Annotated in this window: 16 protein-coding genes; 6 read left to right on the top strand and 10 right to left on the bottom strand. The window is 35.6% G+C overall.

Features of this window, described 5'->3' with window-relative positions:
- Positions 1-23: 23 nt before the first annotated feature.
- The gene (locus JJL45_RS05870) at positions 24-941 is read left to right on the top strand and encodes a type IX secretion system membrane protein PorP/SprF (RefSeq protein ID WP_068602655.1); all 918 of its coding nucleotides are present in this window, start codon (positions 24-26) and stop codon (positions 939-941) included.
- A gap of 11 nt (positions 942-952) precedes the next feature.
- The gene (locus JJL45_RS05865; protein ID WP_068602656.1) at positions 953-2950 is read left to right on the top strand and encodes an OmpA family protein; all 1998 of its coding nucleotides are present in this window, start codon (positions 953-955) and stop codon (positions 2948-2950) included.
- A 75-nt stretch (positions 2951-3025) separates the two neighbouring features.
- Here JJL45_RS05865 and JJL45_RS05860 read toward each other — a convergent pair whose 3' ends face one another.
- From JJL45_RS05860 to ffh, 3 genes are all read right to left on the bottom strand, one after another.
- Positions 3026-3901 (bottom strand): bifunctional 5,10-methylenetetrahydrofolate dehydrogenase/5,10-methenyltetrahydrofolate cyclohydrolase, encoded by an 876-nt coding sequence (locus JJL45_RS05860; protein ID WP_068602657.1) that lies wholly within the window; start codon positions 3899-3901, stop codon positions 3026-3028.
- Between the two features lie 151 nt (positions 3902-4052).
- Positions 4053-4427, bottom strand: coding sequence for a four helix bundle protein (locus JJL45_RS05855; RefSeq protein WP_068602658.1), 375 nt, complete (start codon positions 4425-4427; stop codon positions 4053-4055).
- Between the two features lie 50 nt (positions 4428-4477).
- Positions 4478-5806 carry a signal recognition particle protein gene (ffh, locus tag JJL45_RS05850; RefSeq protein WP_067147436.1) on the bottom strand — a complete coding sequence of 443 codons (1329 nt, stop codon included), beginning with the start codon at positions 5804-5806 and terminating at the stop codon, positions 4478-4480.
- Between the two features lie 312 nt (positions 5807-6118).
- Between ffh and JJL45_RS05845 the strand changes: the two genes are divergently transcribed.
- From JJL45_RS05845 to JJL45_RS05835, 3 genes are read left to right on the top strand one after another with little or no spacing between them, the layout of a single operon-like run.
- The gene (locus JJL45_RS05845) at positions 6119-7759 is read left to right on the top strand and encodes a DUF1800 family protein (protein ID WP_082935884.1); all 1641 of its coding nucleotides are present in this window, start codon (positions 6119-6121) and stop codon (positions 7757-7759) included.
- A 3-nt stretch (positions 7760-7762) separates the two neighbouring features.
- Positions 7763-9391: a DUF1501 domain-containing protein gene (locus tag JJL45_RS05840; protein ID WP_068602660.1), complete on the top strand. Its 1629-nt coding sequence runs from the start codon at positions 7763-7765 to the stop codon at positions 9389-9391.
- Positions 9392-9408: 17 nt separating this feature from the next.
- A complete protein-coding gene (locus tag JJL45_RS05835; RefSeq protein ID WP_068602661.1) occupies positions 9409-10167 on the top strand; it encodes a DUF5050 domain-containing protein in 759 nt (252 codons plus the stop codon).
- Here the strand turns inward: JJL45_RS05835 and argS are convergent, their stop codons facing one another.
- Positions 10168-11946 (bottom strand): arginine--tRNA ligase, encoded by a 1779-nt coding sequence (gene argS / locus JJL45_RS05830; protein WP_068602662.1) that lies wholly within the window; start codon positions 11944-11946, stop codon positions 10168-10170.
- A 410-nt stretch (positions 11947-12356) separates the two neighbouring features.
- Here argS and JJL45_RS05825 point away from each other — a divergent pair, with 410 nt between their 5' ends.
- Positions 12357-14417 (top strand): ATP-binding protein, encoded by a 2061-nt coding sequence (locus tag JJL45_RS05825; RefSeq protein WP_068602663.1) that lies wholly within the window; start codon positions 12357-12359, stop codon positions 14415-14417.
- Between the two features lie 11 nt (positions 14418-14428).
- On the opposite strand, the gene JJL45_RS05820 is transcribed toward JJL45_RS05825, so the two are convergent.
- From JJL45_RS05820 to eno, 6 genes are all read right to left on the bottom strand, one after another.
- Positions 14429-14974, bottom strand: a complete 546-nt coding sequence (locus JJL45_RS05820; protein WP_068602664.1) for a cupin domain-containing protein — start codon at positions 14972-14974, stop codon at positions 14429-14431.
- 100 nt (positions 14975-15074) lie between these two features.
- Positions 15075-15878, bottom strand: a complete 804-nt coding sequence (locus JJL45_RS05815; RefSeq protein WP_068602665.1) for a helix-turn-helix domain-containing protein — start codon at positions 15876-15878, stop codon at positions 15075-15077.
- Between the two features lie 135 nt (positions 15879-16013).
- On the bottom strand, positions 16014-16952 hold the full coding sequence (gene ctlX / locus JJL45_RS05810) for a citrulline utilization hydrolase CtlX (protein WP_068602666.1): 939 nt from the start codon (positions 16950-16952) through the stop codon (positions 16014-16016).
- A gap of 17 nt (positions 16953-16969) precedes the next feature.
- On the bottom strand, positions 16970-17884 hold the full coding sequence (locus tag JJL45_RS05805; protein ID WP_068602667.1) for a dimethylarginine dimethylaminohydrolase family protein: 915 nt from the start codon (positions 17882-17884) through the stop codon (positions 16970-16972).
- Between the two features lie 149 nt (positions 17885-18033).
- A complete protein-coding gene (locus JJL45_RS05800; protein WP_067147406.1) occupies positions 18034-19320 on the bottom strand; it encodes a citrate synthase in 1287 nt (428 codons plus the stop codon).
- Positions 19321-19501: 181 nt separating this feature from the next.
- Positions 19502-20794: a phosphopyruvate hydratase gene (gene eno, locus JJL45_RS05795; protein WP_068602668.1), complete on the bottom strand. Its 1293-nt coding sequence runs from the start codon at positions 20792-20794 to the stop codon at positions 19502-19504.
- Positions 20795-20812: the final 18 nt, after the last annotated feature.

Below are 20812 nucleotides of genomic sequence, written 5' to 3'. Positions count from 1 at the left end.
GGCCTCAAATAAAAAATCAAAATATGAAAATAAAGAATAAAATAATAATCAGCTTCTTAGTGTTCCTCGTGACACTAGGAAGCTTTGCTCAGCAAGATCCGCAATACACTGATTATATGTTTAACACCATGACGGTAAACTCTGCCTATGCCGGATCTAAAGGTCACCTTTCTATACTCGGTTTATATAGATCCCAATGGGTTGGACTAGATGGAGCTCCAAAAACAGAATCTTTTAGTGTCGACTCCCCTATTGGAAAAAACGTGGGATTAGGAGTTTCTATTGTGAATGACGAATTAGGACCTTCAGATCAATTTAACTTTGATGCCAATTTTTCATATACCTTAAATTTATCATATAACAAAAGGCTTTCTTTCGGTGTAAAAGCTGGTGGTAAATTTCTAAATATCGATTGGAGCAAAGGTTCCTTTCAGGAGAATGAAAACATTTTTCAAGAAAACATAGACAATGAATTTTTACCTACCATTGGTGCTGGGATATATTTTCATACCGACAAAAGTTACTTGGGTTTATCCGTGCCTAACTTTTTAACCAATCAATATTATGATGGTGTGCAAAACGAGGTTGACACAGAAAAACTACACTTCTACCTTATTGGTGGGTATGTATTTGATCTGAGCCATAGCGTAAAATTTAAACCTGCCTTTTTAGGGAAATTCGTAGTAGGCGCTCCTGTTATTGTAGATTTATCTGCCAATTTCTTATTTCATGAAGTGTTTCGCGCAGGTGTCGCTTACCGCTGGAACGACTCGGTTAGTGCCTTGGTTGGCATGCAAATAACACCAAGACTTATGGTTGGTTATGCCTACGATTATACTACGACGCCTTTACAAGATTTTAATACCGGAACTCATGAAATCATGCTACGCTTCGATTTAATATCTAGTGAAAAGCAATTAAAATCCCCTCGATTCTTTTAAAATTCTGCTACATGAAAAAAATAATTACACTATTCATATTATGTTCCCTCACAGCTGCTTCCGCACAAAACAGTTCCACCGAACGAGCCGACCGCTTATTTGATAAGTTGTGGTATAAAGAAGCTGCTGTCTTATATGAGAATGAGGTAAAAAAATTAGAAAACGGCAAACCTATAGTCTCTCAGGAGCAGCGTCAAGAATATTTCAGGGTCTTGAAAAGAGCCGGTGATTCGTATTATTTTAACACCGATATGAAAAATGCATATCGTTTTTATGACAAACTCGTATCACAATTTAATACCGAAATCCCAGCCGAATATCTTTTTAGATATGTGCACACCCTGGAAGGCACCGATAAATATCGAGATGCCAAATATTGGATGAAGGAATTTGCAAACCGCACTGAAAACAGCGATATGCGATCTGAAGAGTTTAGTCAAACCAAATTAAAAATTGAAGACATTCTCGCTCTAGAACCCAGGTTTCTACTTAAAAACCTGTCTTTAAATACTAGATATTCCGATTTTGGAGCTATGTATTACAATGGGCAGCTGGTCTATTCTTCTGTAGATTCCTCCTATTTTCACACCAGACTATACCAATGGAACAAGCAACCTTACCTAAACTTTTTTATAGGAAACTTAGACGGTATGGAGTCTGACGCTACCCAAGTTGGCGAGTTTTCAAAAGAAATAAATACAAAATACCATGAAGCTTCATTAGCATTTTCGCCAGACGAATCGGTTGTTTATTTCACTAGAAACAATTACAATGGCAAATTAGGTCGTGACGGTAAAGGCACAAATAACTTGAAACTTTACCGAGCTGAACGGTCTACTGGTAAAGACAGCAGTTTTGCATGGCATAATATAAAAGAACTCCCTTTTAATGACGATAGCTACTCTGTAGGACACCCTTCTGTAAGCCCAGATGGTAAGCAACTCTATTTTGTGTCAGACATGCCAGGTTCTATAGGTGAAACCGATATTTTCGTTGTTGACATTTTAGATGATAACGGAAATATTGACTATTCGAAACCAAGAAATTTAGGTGACAATATAAACACGACGGGGAGAGAAATGTTTCCTTTTGTTACTGAAAAAGCACTGTATTTTGCTTCCGATGGCCATTTAGGGCTTGGAGGTCTTGATGTTTTTGAAAGCAAGATTCAAGACAGTATTTTTGAAAAACCTAGCAACTTAGGTGCTCCTTTAAATAGTGATTTAGATGATTTTGCCTTTATTGTGAATGAAGAAAAAAATAAAGGTTTCGTTTCATCCAACCGATTATCAGGGAAAGGTGACGACGACATTTATTCGTTTATCCGTGAAAATATAACTTGTGAACAACGCATCCGCGGTCATGTTTCTAATACGGTTACTGGGGAAACCATTAGCAATGCCAAACTGGTATTATGTGGTGAGAATGGAAAAATAATAGATTCTACACTTTCAGATATAAACGGTAGGTATAATTTTAATAGAATTTTACCTTGTGCTGCTCATTTCAACATCGAAGTTTCTAAAGAAGACTACGACCCTAAAGATAAAGCTGTAATCACCCTAGCACAATCTGGTGAAACAGTGGTGCCTTTAGGTTTAGCACATAAATTAATTGTAGAAGAAGATGGCCTACAAAAAATTAAGATTAATAACATCTATTTTGATTTAGATAAATCGGATATAAAACCTGGGCAAGCTACAGAGGAACTTAATAAAGTTGTTAAGATCATGAATGAGTACCCTGATATGCATATCAAAATTGAATCGCATACCGATTCCCGTGCCAGCGATGCTTATAACCTAGCGCTATCCGACCGACGCGCTAAATCGACCCGAGATTATATCATTTCTCAAGGCATTGCGAGCGACCGCATAGAAAGCGCCATTGGATATGGTGAAACTAGATTACTTAATCATTGTTCCAATGGTGTAAAATGTACACCTGAAGAACATCATATGAACAGAAGATCTGAATTTATCATCTTAAAGAAAATCACACAAGAATAAAATCATACAACAACCGGTCATAAAAAAAGCCTTCTAAATAAATTTAGAAGGCTTTTTAATATCGAATAATATGTACTAGCTACGAATATCGCGGGCTAGCAAGGTATTTTTAAGAAGCATTGCAATAGTCATTGGTCCTACACCACCAGGCACAGGCGTAATATAGCTTGCTTTCGGGCTCACACTTTCAAAGTCAACATCACCAGCTAAACGGTAACCTCTTTCTTTAGTTTCATCTGGTACACGCGTGATTCCAACATCAATAATTACAACACCATCTTTCACCATGTCTCCTTTTAAGAATTCTGAAATTCCAATGGCAGCAACAATAATATCGGCTTGTTTTGTTATTTCAGCAAGATCTTTAGTACGACTATGAACTACAGTTACCGTAGCATCACCAGCCTTACGTTTCTGACTCATTAAAATACTCATCGGGCGACCAACGATATGGCTACGTCCCATTACCACCACGTTTTTCCCTGAAGTTTCAACCTCATAACGCTCTAGAAGCTCTAAAATTCCATAAGGCGTTGCAGGTAAAAAGCTTGGTAAATCTAAAGCCATTTTCCCAACGTTTGTAGGATGAAATCCATCTACATCCTTATCAGCATCAACAGCCATTAAAACTTTTTGCTCGTCGATATGTTTTGGTAAAGGTAATTGCACGATAAAACCATCGATATCTGGATTCGTATTTAATTCTTGAATTTTCTCTAATAAAACAGCTTCAGTTGTTTCCTCTGGCAAATCAATTAATGTCGAGTTAAAACCAATTTTCTCACAGGCTTTAACCTTAGCGTTAACATAGGTCATACTTGCGCCATCGGTTCCAACTAGTATCGCTGCTAAATGCGGCACTTTTTCACCCTTGGCTTTAATTTGTTTAACCTCAGCGGCGATTTCTTCCTTAATATCGTTACTAACTTTTTTTCCGTCTAAAATGATCATCTTATATAAGTTTTCAGTCGCAGTTTTCAGTCTCAGAGCTTACTCCTGCAGTAAATTAGTTTTCAGTCGCAGTTTTCAGTCTCAGAGCTTACTCTTGCGGTCAATTAGTTTTCAGTCGCAGTTTTCAGCTGCAAAACCTACTCTTGCTTTTTTATTGTTCTACTTTTACTCCGAATTTTTCTGGATTATTAATCATATAATTGATCAATTTTCCTATTTCTTTTCCTTGTTCCGAAAATTTAGAATAATTTTCAGATGATATATATTGACAGGCTAATGCAAATTCTAGCCATGTATTAGTTTCAGAATTTTCAGCATCAGCATCTGTTAACTTACTTATAAAATGCTTTGGATACACTCTTTTCCTATAAGCTTCAGAAATATTAGCAGATACAGAACGTGAACTTCTTCTTATTTGATCTGTTAACGAATATATTTCTTCTTTAGGAAACGATTTTGATATTTCAAAAATCGACATTGCTAGCTCAAATGATTTTTGATAAGCTAATAGTTTTTTGAAATCCATTAAAGTCTAATTTATGGAACTGATAACTGAAACTGTAAACTGAGACTAACTTATCTCATATTCTTCATCATCTGCATCATCTTTTTGCCGCCACCACCTTGCATCATCTTCATCATTTTGCTCATTTGGTTGAATTGCTTTAAAAGTTGATTCACTTCTTGAACCGAAGTTCCAGACCCTTTACCTATACGTTTCTTTCTACTGGCGTTGATAATACTTGGGTTGGTACGTTCCTTCGGAGTCATGGAATGGATAATGGCTTCAATACCTTTAAAGGCATCGTCATCAATATCAATATCTTTCATCATTTTTCCAGCACCAGGAATCATTCCCATAAGGTCCTTCATGTTACCCATTTTCTTGATCTGTTGAATCTGACTTAAGAAATCATCAAAACCGAATTGATTTTTAGCAATTTTCTTTTGAAGTTTTCTTGCTTCTTCTTCATCAAACTGTTCTTGAGCACGTTCTACTAAGGATACCACATCCCCCATACCAAGAATACGATCGGCCATACGTGAAGGGTAAAACACATCGATGGCTTCCATTTTTTCACCTGTACCAATAAACTTAATAGGTTTATTAACCACAGATTTAATAGAAATAGCGGCACCACCACGGGTATCACCATCTAATTTGGTAAGGATAACCCCATCAAAATTCAAGACATCGTTAAAGGCTTTCGCGGTATTAACAGCATCTTGCCCTGTCATAGAATCCACTACAAACAAAGTTTCTTGTGGCTGAATGGCTTTATGAATGTTCGATATTTCGGTCATCATCGCCTCATCAACAGCTAAACGACCAGCGGTATCTATAATAACAACATTATGTCCGTTTGCCTTAGCATGCGCAATCGCAGCTTGTGAAATCGCAACAGGATCGTTATTGCCTTTATCACTAAAAACCTCAACACCAATTTGCTCTCCTACAACATGCAATTGGTCGATCGCAGCTGGACGATACACATCACAAGCTACTAATAATGGTTTTTTAGTCTTTTTATTTTTAAGATAATTAGCAAGCTTACCAGAGAAGGTTGTTTTACCAGACCCCTGTAAACCAGACATTAAAATCACACTTGGTGTACCAGAAAGGTTAATCCCTGCAGCATCTCCACCCATAAGTTGGGTAAGCTCATCTTTTACAATTTTAACCATTAACTGCCCTGGTTGCAGGGTTGTTAATACGTCTTGCCCTAGCGCTTTCTCTTTAACCGTATTTGTAAATTGCTTTGCAATTTTAAAATTAACATCGGCATCCAATAAGGCGCGTCTAACTTCTTTTAAAGTTTCGGCTACGTTAACTTCGGTTATACTACCATGTCCTTTAAGAACGTGTAAGGCTTTATCTAATTTATCACTTAAATTATTAAACATATGACTCTCGAAATTTTAAGAACTGCAAATTTAGTAATTTGATGTGTAATTATGGAAGCTTGAAGTCCTAAAGTGTGTAAAAAGACGTATTTAGAAAAATCAAGGTGCTTTTGATTTATTTCAAAAGAAAAATCCTACTTATTTATTAAGATAACATACGATTAACCAATCGAACCACTAAAATAAACCATGAAAAAATACGTTTTCATAGACAATACGCCAAAAAATCAGTTTAATGGCAGTACTTTGTAAATAAAAAACTACCTTAGACCATTAAATTCAATACTTACATTTTATAAAAGATTAAAACTTATGGCGTCCCTTAATCCGCTAAACAGTAATCTAGACCAAAGAAAAGCCAAGCATCTACTTCGGCGATCTACTTTTAATTATACTAAAAATCAAATTGATGCATGTACTGGTATGACACCACGTGATGTTATTGATAAACTCATAACCCCCACAACCAATGCCTTAGCCGAGCCTTATGATCCACTTCCTATGGACAACCCAGATGGATTTTGGACTTCAGCTACAACGGCAACAGATGAATTTGAAAATGAAAGGCGAAAACGAGGTTTGGTCGCTGGTTGGTGGTGGTACAACGCCGTAAGCGAAACGAGCTTAAAACACAAACTATCCTTCTTCCTACACACTTGTTTTAATGTAGCCAAAGATGATGGTGCAGGACCTTCATCTTTTTATTATGACTACCTCAGGTTACTGGACTTCTATGCTTATGGAAACCTTAAAACCTTAGCCAAAAAGATAACCATGGACAATGCAATGTTGGTTTATCTGGATAATACGAGAAATAATAAAAATAACCCTAACGAGAATTATGCTCGTGAGTTTTTCGAATTGTTTACGATTTTGGAAGGCGAACAAGTTGGTGAAGGTAATTACACGAATTACACCGAAGAAGACATTCAACAAGCCACCAGAGTATTTTCTGGATATAAAGTTGATGAAACCCGAAGTTTTATAGACCCAGACACCGGAATTCCGACGGGATACATTGATTTTGAATTACACGATCCCGACAATAAAACCTTTAGTCCAGCATTTAACAACACTACCATTACAGGGCAAGGCACGCCAACAGAAATCTTAACTGAATTAAGTGAATTTGTAGATATGGTTTTTGCCCAGCCAGAAACAGCAAAATCATATTGCAGAAAACTATATCGTTATTTTGTAAAAAGCACATGGAATGAAGAGGTTGAAAACGACATTATTACGCCATTAGCTCAGGAACTAATTGCTAATGACTACGATATCATTCCTGTGGTAAAAACATTACTATCGAGTGAACACTTTTTTGACTCGGATGATAGCAATAATCAAGATGAGATTATTGGAAGTATTATTAAAAGTCCGCTGCAATTATTATCTGAAATATGCACCGTTTTTCAAGTCACATTTCCCGATCCTACAACCAATGCATTAACCTATTACAACGAATTTTTCTACAAATTTATTCATAATAACTATTTCGTTTTTTCAGGCACCAATTTATTTAGCCCTGAAGAAGTTGCCGGATACCCCGCATATTACCAAGAGCCGCACTACGATCGCAACTGGTTTTCTTCAAATACCATTATTGGTCGCTACCGACTTATTGAAAGTCTTATTGCGGGAGAAAACACTATAGGTAACGGAGCCATATACGCCTCTTTGGATACGGTTTTATTTGTTAAAAACAACCTTCCAAACGCGAGTGACCCGAATCTATTGATCACCGAAATGGCCGACCTTCTATATCCCGAATCCATAGATAGTGATCGCACCAATTATTTTAAAAGCTATTTGGTTGACGAAGGCTTTCCTGATTACTACTGGTCAGGTGCTTGGAATAAATATTTGAGTTCCAACGACGCAACAACCGTAAAAACCAGATTAGACGCCTTAGTTATCGCTATGGTAAATGCTGCCGAATTTCAATTAATGTAAAGTATGAACAGACGTAATTTTATAAAACTGTCCGCTTCAGCATCAGTAATAGGACTAACCCCACTGCAATTACAAGCCGCTTTAAAAACATTTACGCCTTATTTTGATTGTCCAGATATTTCTAATCGAAAACTGGTATTGATAAATTTAGCTGGCGGTAATGATGGATTAAATACCGTAATTCCATTAAACCAATACGATGCATATAGTAATTTACGCCCCACTATAAAGGTGCCCATTTCGGGAACTAATAAGTTCATCACGCTTGATAGCTCATTACCCGAAAATCAACAAGTTGGCTTACACCCTGCCCTTTCAGGTATGAAGTCGCTATACGACAAGGGGTGGCTACGAGTTCTACAATCTGTTGGATACCCGAGTCAAAATAAAAGCCACTTTTCCTCTGCCGATCTCTATTCAACAGGAAACGATGGTAATAGTTTACTTAATGGTAGTGATACCGGGTGGATTGGCCGATTTATGGAGCGGTATTACGATAATTTAGTTGTAGAGCCATTTCCTTTAGGAATACAAATTGGTTCCAACAAAACATCCTTAGGATTTCATGGTGAAGAAGCCCATGGTTTGTCCATTAACCTTACAAGGCAGGATCCTGCTGGTTTTTATTCCATATTAAATGGTTTAGGTGGCCCACCGCCTATAAATATTCCAGATTCCGATTACGGTGACCAATTAAGGTATTTAACCAATACCGATTCCTTAACCAACACCTATGCACAATCGATTTCTAATGCCTTCCAAAAGGGAAAAAATAATATCAGTTATCCGGATACCGATTTATCAAACCAATTAAAAACAGTGGCGCGATTGATGAGTGGCGACCTGGAAACGAAAGTTTATATGGTACGTATTTCTGGTTTCGACACACACGATTCGCAAGTTCAAGATTTAGGTAATGTTATCGGGAAACACCATGAATTATTATCCAGTCTTTCGGATAGTATTGAAGCTTTTATAAGCGATTTAGAATCACAAAACCTTGCTGAAGATGTGGTCGGGTTAACCTTTTCTGAGTTTGGAAGAAAAGTAAAAGAAAATGGTAATTTAGGAACCGACCATGGTGAAATTGCTCCTATGTTTGTTTTCGGAAAACCCGTAAAAGGAGGCGTCTCAGGCACAAATCCAGATTTAAGTGAAGCTACAGATCGTAATAACTTCCAAATAAAAACCGTGCAATATGATTACCGACAAACCTTTGCGACGCTTCTTCAAGATTTTATTGGTGCTGATAATGCCATAATCGATGCCACCTTTTTTAACAACTCACTAAACCAAAGTTTTAACGACTTAAAAATAGACGATCTTGTAAAGAGTGTCTATAATGTATCCAATGGTTGTGTTCCTATTACGAACAATCCGTTAGGAGAAGACAAAAAATGGTTAGTCTATCCAAACCCCTTTAAAGACATTGTCCATATTACAGGTGTACAGCGCGTAGAAACCATTTCATACCGTATTTACAATGCTGCTGGAGTACTATTAATTGAAAGCACAGACCTTGTAGATGAAGGTAAAATAACTCTAAACTTAAGACATTTTAGTAGTGGCATGTACTTGTTTGTTATACTTTCTGGAAGTGAAAAAGAAGTCCATAAAGTTGTTAAAATATAAATTTAAGAAAAGCCTACATGAAAATTTTTAAAATAATAATCCCTTTTACACTGTTGGTGATTTTATGCTCTAGCTGTAACAGAAATGTCCCTGATGATTTGGAAGGACAAGGAAGTGACATGCATTTAACGGCCACCTATAAATGGTGGATTTTAACGCATAAAAACTATCAAAAACCAGGTATTTACCTTTATAACGAACAAACTGGCGCCATAGAAGTGGAGCTAAAACTTCCTAAAGGATTACAATCGCCACATGCTTTGGCTTTTGACGGCGCATCGCTTTGGGTTGGCGGCATTGGTGAGAACGAATCCATTTATCAGCTTGATCCTGTAAGTGGTGATGTGCTATCTGAAATACCAAATATTATTACTGAAGGCCTAGCCATTCAAGACGAATACATTTATTATTCGAATGAAAATGCCATTCATAAAATTATGAAAAATGGCACTTTAGTAGAAAGTATTCAAACTGAAAACACAGCTTTAAATATATCAGACATTGCTATTAGCGAGAACACGCTATATTATTTACGTTATGCTGAAACCGGGCCTATCGTTAAACTGAATTTAACTTCAAAATCTGAAACTCCTATAAACACCATAGAAACCTCTGGCACCTATTGTTTATCATTTATAGAAAACAAACTCGTTACGGTATCTAACCTTAATGAAATTAACCAAAACAGCTCACGAACTGGCGAACTTATTTCGAGTACACTAACCGGAATTGAAGGTTGGATAACCGCCATCGCCCTTCATGAGAAAATAGAGTAATTACATGCGTTCTGGCACTTGAATACCTAATAGTTGAAATCCGTTTTTAATGGTGTTTGCAACGCTATTTGACAATTGTATTCTTAGGGTTTTCTCGTTTTCGTTATCGGCTCCTAAAATTGAAACGTTTTGATAAAATGAATTGAACTCTTTAACCAAGTCATACGTGAAATTAGCGATAATGGCTGGGCTAAAATTATCAGCTGCATTTTGAACAACCTCAGGGAATAACTGTAGTTGTTTAAGAAGGGCTTTCTCTTTTGCGTGAAGCGTCATATCTTCTAAATTCACTTGAGTATCCACATCGGCTTTTCTTAAAATCGATTGAATTCTCGCATAAGTATACTGAATAAAAGGCCCTGTGTTCCCTTGAAAATCGATAGACTCTTTAGGGTCAAAAAGAATACGTTTTTTAGGATCTACTTTTAAGATATAATATTTTAAAGCGCCTAAACCTATAATTTTATAAAGCTCTTTTTTCTCATCTTCAGAGTAACCGTCAAGTTTTCCTAATTCTTCAGAGATTACTTCGGCAGTATTAGCCATATCAGCAATTAAATCGTCAGCATCAACAACGGTTCCTTCTCTACTTTTCATTTTTCCACTAGGTAAATCAACCATACCATAACTTAGATGGTATAGATTTTTTGCCCATTCGAAACCAAGTTTCTTCAGAATTAAAAATAACACTTGAAAATGGTAATCTTGCTCGTTTCCAACAGTGTAAACCATACCGCCTACATCTGGAAAATCCTTAATACGTTGAATGGCCGTACCAATATCCTGAGTCATGTAAACTGCCGTACCATCGGCACGTTGTACGATTTTTTTATCCAAACCTTCTTCGGTTAAATCGCACCATACCGAACCATCCTCTTCCTTATGAAAAACGCCCGAATTTAATCCTTGTTCAACAAATTCCTTTCCTAATAAATAGGTGTTACTTTCATAATATAGGGTATCAAAATCAACACCTAAATCCTTGTATGTGATATCAAAACCATCATAAACCCAGTTGTTCATTTTTTCCCAAAGCGCTACCACCTCTTCATCTCCAGACTCCCATTTTAAAAGCATGTCTTGAGCTTCTAATAAAATAGGGGCTTTCTTTTTAGCGTCTTCTAGTGTTTCACCTTGAGCCACTAAAGCTTCGATTTCCTTTTTATATTCTTGGTCGAATTTCACATAGTAGTTCCCTACTAATTTATCGCCTTTCAACCCGGTGCTTTCTGGAGTTTCACCATTTCCAAAACGTTTCCATGCCAACATACTTTTACAAATATGAATACCACGATCGTTTATAATTTGTGTTTTATATACTTTTTTTCCTGAAGCTTTTAAAATTTCAGCAACACTATACCCTAATAAATTATTTCGAATATGACCTAAATGCAGTGGTTTATTGGTGTTCGGTGAAGAATACTCCACCATAATAGCTTTGTCTTCAGGATTAGGTAAAACCAGTCCGAAACGTTCGTCTTGTTTTATGCCGTTGAAAAAACTCATATAATATGAATCGTTAATTTCAACATTTAAAAAGCCTTTTACGACGTTAAAAGCCTTAACATCGGCAACTTCCTTAACCAGATACTGCCCTATAGTTTCACCAATTTGCACAGGATTACCTTTAATAAATCGCAACATCGGAAAGATAACTACGGTGATATCCCCAGCAAACTCTTTTCTTGTTGCTTGAAATTCAACCGTTTGTAAGTCAATATTAAAATCTGCTTTTACCGCTTGTTTAACGTATTTTGATAAAGTATCCTGAAGGTTCATTCTAGTGTCTTTTTAAGCCAGCAAAGATAGCAAGTTTTTCTGCTAAAAACGAAAAACCTTCCCATACAAAAATGATATCCTAGCATCTACAACAGCCACATCGTGTCACCTTATAAAACAACTTACATTTTTTATATTTCTTACAACCCATGTACTAAATTTTCGACTATTTATATATGAAAAAGGATTAAATATCAAGTTATCATCCACTTCAACTAATTATTTGGTAATAAATCCTAAAAATTAGATTTTAAGAACCCTTTTTGCAACATTTGTTAAGTAAAGCTATTATTATCAATTGATTGAAAATCAATGTAAATTTTTTACAATTACAGCTAAATAAAGCTGTCTTATTTTCCTCAAATCTAAGACCTCGTTATAGCATTATTTAGTGGTAATTGACATGCAATATGAGGCGATTATTATTTTCCATTTTAATGATGCTATCTATTAGTATTGGAACTTCTCAATCCAATGACATAGAAAGCCTTGCCCTGCAATTAGCTTTTCAAGATCAAGATTCCTTAAAAGTAGACATCTCGCTTAAACTTATTGAATCGCTCTATGATATTAACGCATATGATCGTGCCTTCAAATACATCCTTGCTAGCGAAAAGTTGTGTCAAAAATTAGATCACAAAAAAGGCATTGCCAATATGGTCTATTATAAAGCCTTAATTTATGCCCAAAAGAATGATTATATCAATGCCATAAGTGGCTATGAAAAATCGAAACAATTATTCGAAGGCCTTAAAGACACCTTGGGCATTGCTAAAGTGAACAACAGTATCGGATTAATCGAAATTAAAAGAGGTCATTTTTCTAAAGGCATGTCTTTTTCTCATTCAGCTATAAGAGAATTAGAAAAAAGGCATCTCAAAGCCGAACTCAATTTAGCTTACAGCAATCTGGCCCAGGCCTACAATAGTATTGGAGCTACCGACAAAGCCATCGAATTTTATATAAAAACACTTGAAGTTCAGGAGTCACTTAACGATGAACAGGCTATTTATAAAACCAAAAACACTTTAGCCGAACTGTATGCTAGCAGAAAAGAGCATCGAAAAGCTATAGAAATTTACGAAAACATTATAGACAACCACAGCTCCAACGATTCAATTTTAGGGCACATTTACCCCAGAATAAGCGCTGAATATCTGGAATTTAACGACTATGAAAAAGCCTCAAAATATCTGAATGAAGCTTATGCCATCAATACCACAAAAGAAAACAAAGAAGATTTATTAATAACACTGAATAACCTTGGGGATTTAAATTTGAGACAAAACAGGTTATCTGAAGCAGATACTCATTTAACAGAAGCGCGTAACACGGCCGAAACTACCACAAATAAATTTGAATTACTGAAACTTTATAAACTATTAATAGCTCTCGATTCTACCAGAAACCGATTCACCAAAGCTTTTGAGTGGCAGCGAGCTTACTACGAGTTAAATGCTAAACTTAACGAAGAAAAAGCCATCCAAAAGGAGCGCTTATACAAACCTTTAAGCCATATCGAACATGAACCGCACAGCTTAGTTGAGAATATTTCGTCACCTGAAGTTGTTGTAAACATGCTTTCTGAAACAAAAGAAAATACCGACAGACTTAAAATGTCTTTATACAGTGTGGTTGGCGCCTTGGTATTGGTATCTATATTTTTAGTATTCTCGTATTTGAAACGAAATAGCAACATTAAATACACTCAAGAGTTAGAAGAGAAAAACCTTAGCATTGCTTTACAAAACGAAGCATTTTCCCAACAAACTAAACATTTAGAAAGTGTTAATAATGTAAAAGACAAGCTGTTTTCTATTGTATCTCATGATTTACGCGACTCACTTTCATCTATAAATGGTTTCATTGACTTACTTAAAGACGGTTCGTTGTCCCGGGAAGAGTTTGACAATTTAATTCCTGAGCTAAGTGAAAATGCCAACAATGCTTCTTTACTCCTTTTTAACTTACTCAATTGGTCTAAATCTCAGATGCAATCACTAGACCCTAAACCTACTTTGTTTGATGTTCAAGAAGTTTTTAATAGTAAAATTAAACTTATAGAACAGCGCTTGGAAAACAAAGGCATAACTCTCATTAATCGTTCTATAAAAAATTTTGCTTACGCAGATAAAAGCATGATTGAAATTGTAATTCAGAACCTATTGGCTAATGCCCTTAAATTCTGCAAAAAAGGCGATACGATAACTATAACCAATCACATCAACAATGGATGTTGCATTATCAGTATTGCAGACTCTGGCGTTGGCATCTCCAAAGAAAACTTAAGTAAGCTTTTTAAAGAAAGTTCATTCTCGACCTTAGGAACCGATAATGAAAAAGGCACCGGATTAGGACTTTCCATTTGTAAAGAATTAATCGATTTAAATCATGGCAAAATTTGGGTAGAAAGTACACCTCAAATTGGGAGTACCTTTTTTGTACAACTTCCTAAATCGCAACCCGTATAACTTCTATTTTTTTAAACAAAGTAAACTTCATAGTTGGCACAGATTTCTGTTACTTTTTCAAAATTTGGTGGTCCTTGAGGTAGCGCAGCAAGTTCCTGAAACATAAACTCAATGCCTGCAGGAAAGGCCGATGTAATCATTTTAGCCTTTTCTGTCCCGACAACCTTCCATGCATGAGGTATATTTTTTGGTGCAAAAGCTGTATCTCCAGAACTTAATACTGAAGTTTTGCCATCTACTGTAATTTCAACTTGACCTTTAATAACACGAAATATCTCATCTTCCCTCTTGTGGGTGTGCGGAGGAATACCTACTCCAGGTTCGACGTTATCCACCCATTCTACAATTTGATTTCCTGTATCGCTACCCGTTAATTTATGCGTTTGAATATCACCAATCACATTCAAAACCACACCTTCTTCATCCTTAATAATTTTAGATGTGGCAGGAGTAACTTGATTCGTTTTAAGGGTTTGAGACTGGCATTGTACCAAACTTGGAAATAAGGCAAATCCAAGACCTGCCCCCGATTTCACTAAAAATGCTTTTCTTTTCATAACTCTAATTTTATTGCAAATTAGAATTAAATTAGAGCCATAGCAATGTGAAAATTACGGTAAATACTTAGAATTTAGGCCTAACACCATATGCTTTGCCTTAGCTTTTCCTTAAAGCAGAAGGTGTTGTTGCCGTATGTGTTTTAAAAAAACAGCTAAAGTAGTCTGGAGAAGAAAAGCCTAATTCAAAACTAATTTCTTTAATCGATTTATTGGAAAATTTTAGGGCGTGCCGAGAGCGCATAAGCAATTGTTCGATAATAATATGTTTGGCCCCTACTCCAAGAACGCCTTTCACACATTCGTTGAGATACTTTGGAGAAATATTTAGAAGCTTGGCGTAATCGGCAACATCATGATATTTGAAAATATACTTGTCCACCATTTTTTTATAACTATACACCACATTAGCTTTAGCATTGTTATTAGAAATCACAGATTTAATATTACACTGCCCGTCGCAATACACAAAAAAGGTATTCAATAAGGAAAGAATGGCTTCATTTTTATGGTTAAGTTGGGAACCTAAAAGTTCGTCAATCATCTCTAGAATGGCTTGAGTACGCAACTCAATTCCAGGACTTAGTTTAAACAAAGGTATTTCTCCCTGACTAAAGAGTCTTACTTGATTAATATGAAGATTACTAAGTTGTGGATGGTTTAAAATTTCTCTAGACAAATAAAGCATATACCCAGCATGCGAAATTTGGTCGTTTTTAATGATTTTCCAGTGACAATTGGGGTTTAGGAAAAAGATAGAATTGGATACATTTTCATAGAAAACGTTATCTATTTCAACATCCATCACTTCATTTTTAATCCAGCATACCGCATAACTATCTGGCTGCTGTGAAGTGGTTATGGTATTGGTTATCTTCGATATGTTTACTGCTCCTGCTTTCATTTAAGATATAACAACCTGTTTTAAAACCAGTTGTACGTTCTAATATATGAAAAACAATGAAAATAAAACAGCGCAGTACTTCGATTAAAAGCATTTCTCCAATAAAAAGCTTTTAATACAATGCCTAAACATAACCTACTTAACTTTTGGCAAGAACACTTCTGCCATCATACAACGTGCACTACCTCCACCGCAGGCTTCAATAGTATCTAATGAACTTGATAAAATTTTGGTATGTTTTTCTATGGTTGAAATTTGAGATGCTGTTAAGGAGTTATAGGCCGACTGACTCATCACGAGATAAGAAGTGTCGTTAGCACCTTTAACTTGCAACATGTTACCAGCGAAATTTATAACTTGGTCTTCAGTAATATCTATAATTTCTTTTCCATCTTCCTTAAGATGTTTCACCAAGGCTTTACGTTCTTTTTTATCATCGATACTACTCAAACAAACTACAGCAAAAGTTTCACCAATACTCATCATCACATTGGTATGATAAATAGCTTTACGCTGATTATTTACAGTTTGAAAAGCTGTAAAAACAACAGGAGTATATTCAAAGTCTTCACAAAACTCGATAAATAAATCCTCATCTGCTCTTGCTGAAAGTCCGCAATACGCTTTACGATTAACACGATCTAGAATTAAACTCCCTGTGCCTTCAAGGAAAATCTCATCCTCTTCGGCGCTGGTATAATCAACCACATTATTAATTTCAAAACCTTTACTTTCTATAATATCTAAAACATCCTCACGGCGTTCCAAACGTCTGTTTTCAGCAAACATAGGATACAAACCTACATCACCATTTTCATGAAATGAAATCCAATTATTAGGAAATAAGGCATCGGGTGTATCGGTTTCGGTGGTATCAGTAACAACAATAACCTCGACACCTACACTTTGTAGCTTTTCAACATAAGCATCAAACTCTTGCTGCGCTTTTAAATTAACCGTTTCAGGTAGTGTATTATCTAAAACCTGTTGATAATAATTATTAACAGCTGTTTGTTCATTCATCCTAAAATTTACGGGACGAATCATTAAAATCGTGTTTGTAATTTGTTGCATGCTATCTGGTATTGTAATCAATCTCTAATTAAAGGTAAGGTAGAACAACGTAATAGTCCTTCTTGTTTGCTTATTTCACTATATGAAACTTCTTCAACAGTAAAGCCTTGGTTTCGTAACCAAGTATTGAGTCGTGTAAAGTTTTTTTCTGAAATAATAACCTCTTCTGAAATTGAGAAGACGTTACTATTCATATCGTACATTTCTTGTTTTGTAATTTCGAAGATATTTTCTTTTCCGAAGAAATCGACTAACCACTCATATTCACTTTCAATTAAAAATCCATTTTTATGCAGAATGGCTTTATCATGTCCGATAGGCTGAAAACAACAATCTAAATGTAAAGCATTTTCTTTTGCATTGGTATTCGACTTGCGAAGTTCAAATGATTTCACCGTTTTATGCGGAAATAACTCTTGAATGGCAATTACAGCATCAAGGTTGGTTCTTGCTGTAATTAAATCGGGGTAATTGGAGCCACTGTAAGTCCCTATAAAAATATAGTCATTCCAAGGGATAACATCGCCACCTTCAGCATGGCACTCATCAGGAAGAATGATTCTATTTTCTGGATCGATTTGATTCCATAAGTATTGTATGGCTTCAACTTCTTCCTCCCGGTTAGGTAATATGTTGGATTTAATAATTTTATCTTCAATAACAAAAGCAATGTCTCTGGAGAAAATCTGATTGCAATTATTAATTATTTCAGGTCTATAAACCGTAACATCATACTTTTTAAACACTGCGGCAACTTCCTCCATCTCGCGAATCATGTCCTCTTCCTTAGGGTAAGTACCCGCTTTCACATGTTCAATACTTTTTGGGTCGTAGCACTCTTCAACTTTAGGAATCGCACCATTACTTTCTGCTGTACCCAATACAACGGCACGCAGTCTAGATGTTTCGTTTTGAATATTTAATTTCAACATACACTAAACCAAAAAAACAGATTAATATTAAAGGTTCAAAACTAGTAATAATTACAAGGTTTCGGTATGATTTTTAAAGATATTCTTATAAAAAAGAAAAGTTTCACAGAAAACTGTGAAACTTAACCTTATATAATAATAATTCTGTATTATCTTTCTTCCTCTGGAACGAATTTTCTTTCGGTAGCTCCAGTGTAAATTTGTCTTGGTCTTCCAATAGGTTCCTTTTTAAGACGCATTTCTCTCCATTGAGCAATCCATCCTGGTAAACGCCCGATTGCAAACATAACCGTAAACATATCGGTTGGGATACCCATAGCTCTGTAAATAATTCCTGAATAGAAATCTACATTAGGATATAATTTTCTATCAACAAAATATTGGTCTTTTAAAGCCTCTTGCTCTAAACCTTCAGCTATGCTTAAGATTGGATCTTCGATACCTAACTGACTTAATACGTCGTCGGCCGCTTTTTTAATGATTCTAGCACGTGGATCGAAGTTTTTGTAAACACGGTGTCCGAATCCCATTAAACGGAAAGGATCGTTTTTATCTTTAGCCTTAGCCATATATTTCTTCGTATCGCCACCATCATTTTGGATAGCTTCAAGCATTTCAAGTACTGCTTGGTTAGCACCACCATGAAGAGGTCCCCATAATGCTGAAATACCAGCTGAAATAGAAGCGAATAAACCTGCGTGAGACGATCCTACGATTCTAACTGTAGACGTAGAACAGTTTTGTTCGTGATCGGCGTGTAAGATTAATAACTTATCTAAAGCATCAACTAACACTTTATTTTGAATATACTCACCGTTAGGTTTTTTGAACATCATTTTTAAGATATTCTCTACATAACCTAATGAGTTATCACCGTAATCTAATGGTAAACCAGCCTTTTTTCTGTAAGTCCAAGCTACAAGTACAGGCATTTTACCTAAAAGTCTTACTACAGACTTGTACATATCTTCTTCAGACTCTACATTTACTGAAGACGGGTTGAAAGCTGTTAATGCACTTGTTAAAGAAGAAATAATTCCCATCGGGTGAGCCGATTTAGGGAAGGCTTCAATAATTTTCTTTACATCTTCGTCTACATAAGACTCAGCTTTAATATCATCGTGAAATTTCTTGTTTTGTTCTTTTGTAGGTAGCTCACCGAAAATCAATAAGTACGCTACTTCTAGGAAATCTGCATTTTCAGCTACTTCATCAATAGAATAACCACGATATCTTAAAATTCCTTTTTCACCATCTAAAAACGTGATAGCACTTTCACAAGCACCAGTGTTTTTATACCCTGGATCTATTGTGATTACACCTTCAGTTGCGGCTCTTAATTTTGTAATATCAATTGCTACTTCATTTTCTGTTCCTTTTACTAAAGGAAATTCATATTTTTTACCATCAATATCAATGGTAGCTTTATCTGCCATACTATAATGTGAGTTTAATTTATTTTTGCGGAACGCTAATTTAAGAAATATATCGCCTTATTTAGAAAGATTATTTGGAATGTTTTCATCAATTAGGAAATTGACAAAATAGATGTTAAATAAAAAAGCGATTATTAAAATAATAATCGCTTTTTTATTTATACTTCAAAGAAATTAAATGTTACTTTATTTTAAAAGCCTTTTCTTGAGGAAAATAAGCAACATCTCCTAATTCTTCTTCAATTCTTAATAATTGATTGTACTTTGCCATACGGTCACTACGTGATGCAGAACCTGTTTTAATTTGACCACAGTTTAATGCTACAGCTAAATCGGCAATAGTGTTATCTTCTGTTTCTCCAGAACGGTGAGACATTACTGAAGTATATCCAGCATTCTTAGCCATATTTACAGCAGCAATAGTTTCTGTTAAAGAACCAATTTGGTTTACTTTAATAAGGATTGAGTTAGCAATACCTTCATCGATACCACGTGATAAACGCTCTACGTTAGTAACGAATAAATCATCACCTACTAATTGAACTTTATCTCCAATTAACTCCGTTAAATAAGCCCAACCTTCCCAGTCGTTTTCATCCATACCATCTTCAATAGAAATGATAGGATATTTTCCAACTAATTCAGCTAAATATTCTGCTTGTTCTTTTGAAGTTCTTACAACACCTGTATCACCTTCAAATTTCTTGTAATCGTATTTACCATCAACAAAAAATTCAGCAGCAGCACAATCTAATGCAATTTTCACTTCATCACCGAATTTGTATCCAGCATTTTCAACAGCTTTTGCAATAGTATCTAATGCATCTTCTGTACCTCCAGCTAAGTTTGGAGCAAAACCACCTTCATCACCTACGGCAGTACTTAAGTTTCTGTCGTGTAATACTTTTTTAAGGTTATGGAAAATCTCAGTACCCATTTGCATAGCATGTGTGAAGTTTTTAGCTTTCACTGGCATGATCATAAACTCTTGAAATGCGATAGGCGCATCAGAGTGAGAACCACCATTAATGATATTCATCATTGGTACTGGTAATGTATTTGCAGAAACACCACCTACATATCTATATAAAGGCATGTTTAACTCGTTAGCAGCAGCTTTAGCAACAGCTAAAGAAACACCAAGAATCGCGTTAGCACCTAATTTAGATTTATTTGCAGTACCATCTAAATCGATCATAATTTTGTCGATTAGATTTTGTTCAAAAACAGATACTCCTAAAAGTTCTTCAGCAATTATAGAGTTTACATTATCTACAGCTTTAAGAACACCTTTACCCATGTAAGTATCTCCACCGTCACGTAATTCTACAGCTTCATGCTCTCCTGTTGATGCTCCTGATGGCACAGCAGCTCTACCTAAAATATTGTTTTCTGTTACGACATCAACTTCAACAGTTGGATTACCTCTTGAATCTAAAATTTGTCTAGCGTGGACATTGATTATAATACTCATAATTGCTTTATTTTAAAA

Source organism: Tamlana sp. s12 (assembly GCF_016767215.1).
GTDB lineage: Bacteria > Bacteroidota > Bacteroidia > Flavobacteriales > Flavobacteriaceae > Pseudotamlana > Pseudotamlana agarivorans.
Note: the sequence above shows the minus strand (reverse complement) of the source record. Positions and strands in the feature narration are given on the sequence as shown.

Coding starts and splice junctions, on each gene's coding strand:
- JJL45_RS05860 (WP_068602657.1), bottom strand. CDS start 3,901: ATGATCATTTTAGACGGAAAAAAAGTTAGTAACGATATTAAGGAAGAA.
- JJL45_RS05805 (WP_068602667.1), bottom strand. CDS start 17,884: ATGTTGAAATTAAATATTCAAAACGAAACATCTAGACTGCGTGCCGTT.
- JJL45_RS05865 (WP_068602656.1), top strand. CDS start 953: ATGAAAAAAATAATTACACTATTCATATTATGTTCCCTCACAGCTGCT.
- ffh (WP_067147436.1), bottom strand. CDS start 5,806: ATGTTTAATAATTTAAGTGATAAATTAGATAAAGCCTTACACGTTCTT.
- eno (WP_068602668.1), bottom strand. CDS start 20,794: ATGAGTATTATAATCAATGTCCACGCTAGACAAATTTTAGATTCAAGA.
- JJL45_RS05840 (WP_068602660.1), top strand. CDS start 7,763: ATGAACAGACGTAATTTTATAAAACTGTCCGCTTCAGCATCAGTAATA.
- JJL45_RS05870 (WP_068602655.1), top strand. CDS start 24: ATGAAAATAAAGAATAAAATAATAATCAGCTTCTTAGTGTTCCTCGTG.
- JJL45_RS05855 (WP_068602658.1), bottom strand. CDS start 4,427: ATGGATTTCAAAAAACTATTAGCTTATCAAAAATCATTTGAGCTAGCA.
- JJL45_RS05820 (WP_068602664.1), bottom strand. CDS start 14,974: ATGAAAAGAAAAGCATTTTTAGTGAAATCGGGGGCAGGTCTTGGATTT.
- argS (WP_068602662.1), bottom strand. CDS start 11,946: ATGAACCTTCAGGATACTTTATCAAAATACGTTAAACAAGCGGTAAAA.
- JJL45_RS05800 (WP_067147406.1), bottom strand. CDS start 19,320: ATGGCAGATAAAGCTACCATTGATATTGATGGTAAAAAATATGAATTT.
- JJL45_RS05845 (WP_082935884.1), top strand. CDS start 6,119: ATGGCGTCCCTTAATCCGCTAAACAGTAATCTAGACCAAAGAAAAGCC.
- ctlX (WP_068602666.1), bottom strand. CDS start 16,952: ATGCAACAAATTACAAACACGATTTTAATGATTCGTCCCGTAAATTTT.
- JJL45_RS05815 (WP_068602665.1), bottom strand. CDS start 15,878: ATGAAAGCAGGAGCAGTAAACATATCGAAGATAACCAATACCATAACC.
- JJL45_RS05825 (WP_068602663.1), top strand. CDS start 12,357: ATGAGGCGATTATTATTTTCCATTTTAATGATGCTATCTATTAGTATT.
- JJL45_RS05835 (WP_068602661.1), top strand. CDS start 9,409: ATGAAAATTTTTAAAATAATAATCCCTTTTACACTGTTGGTGATTTTA.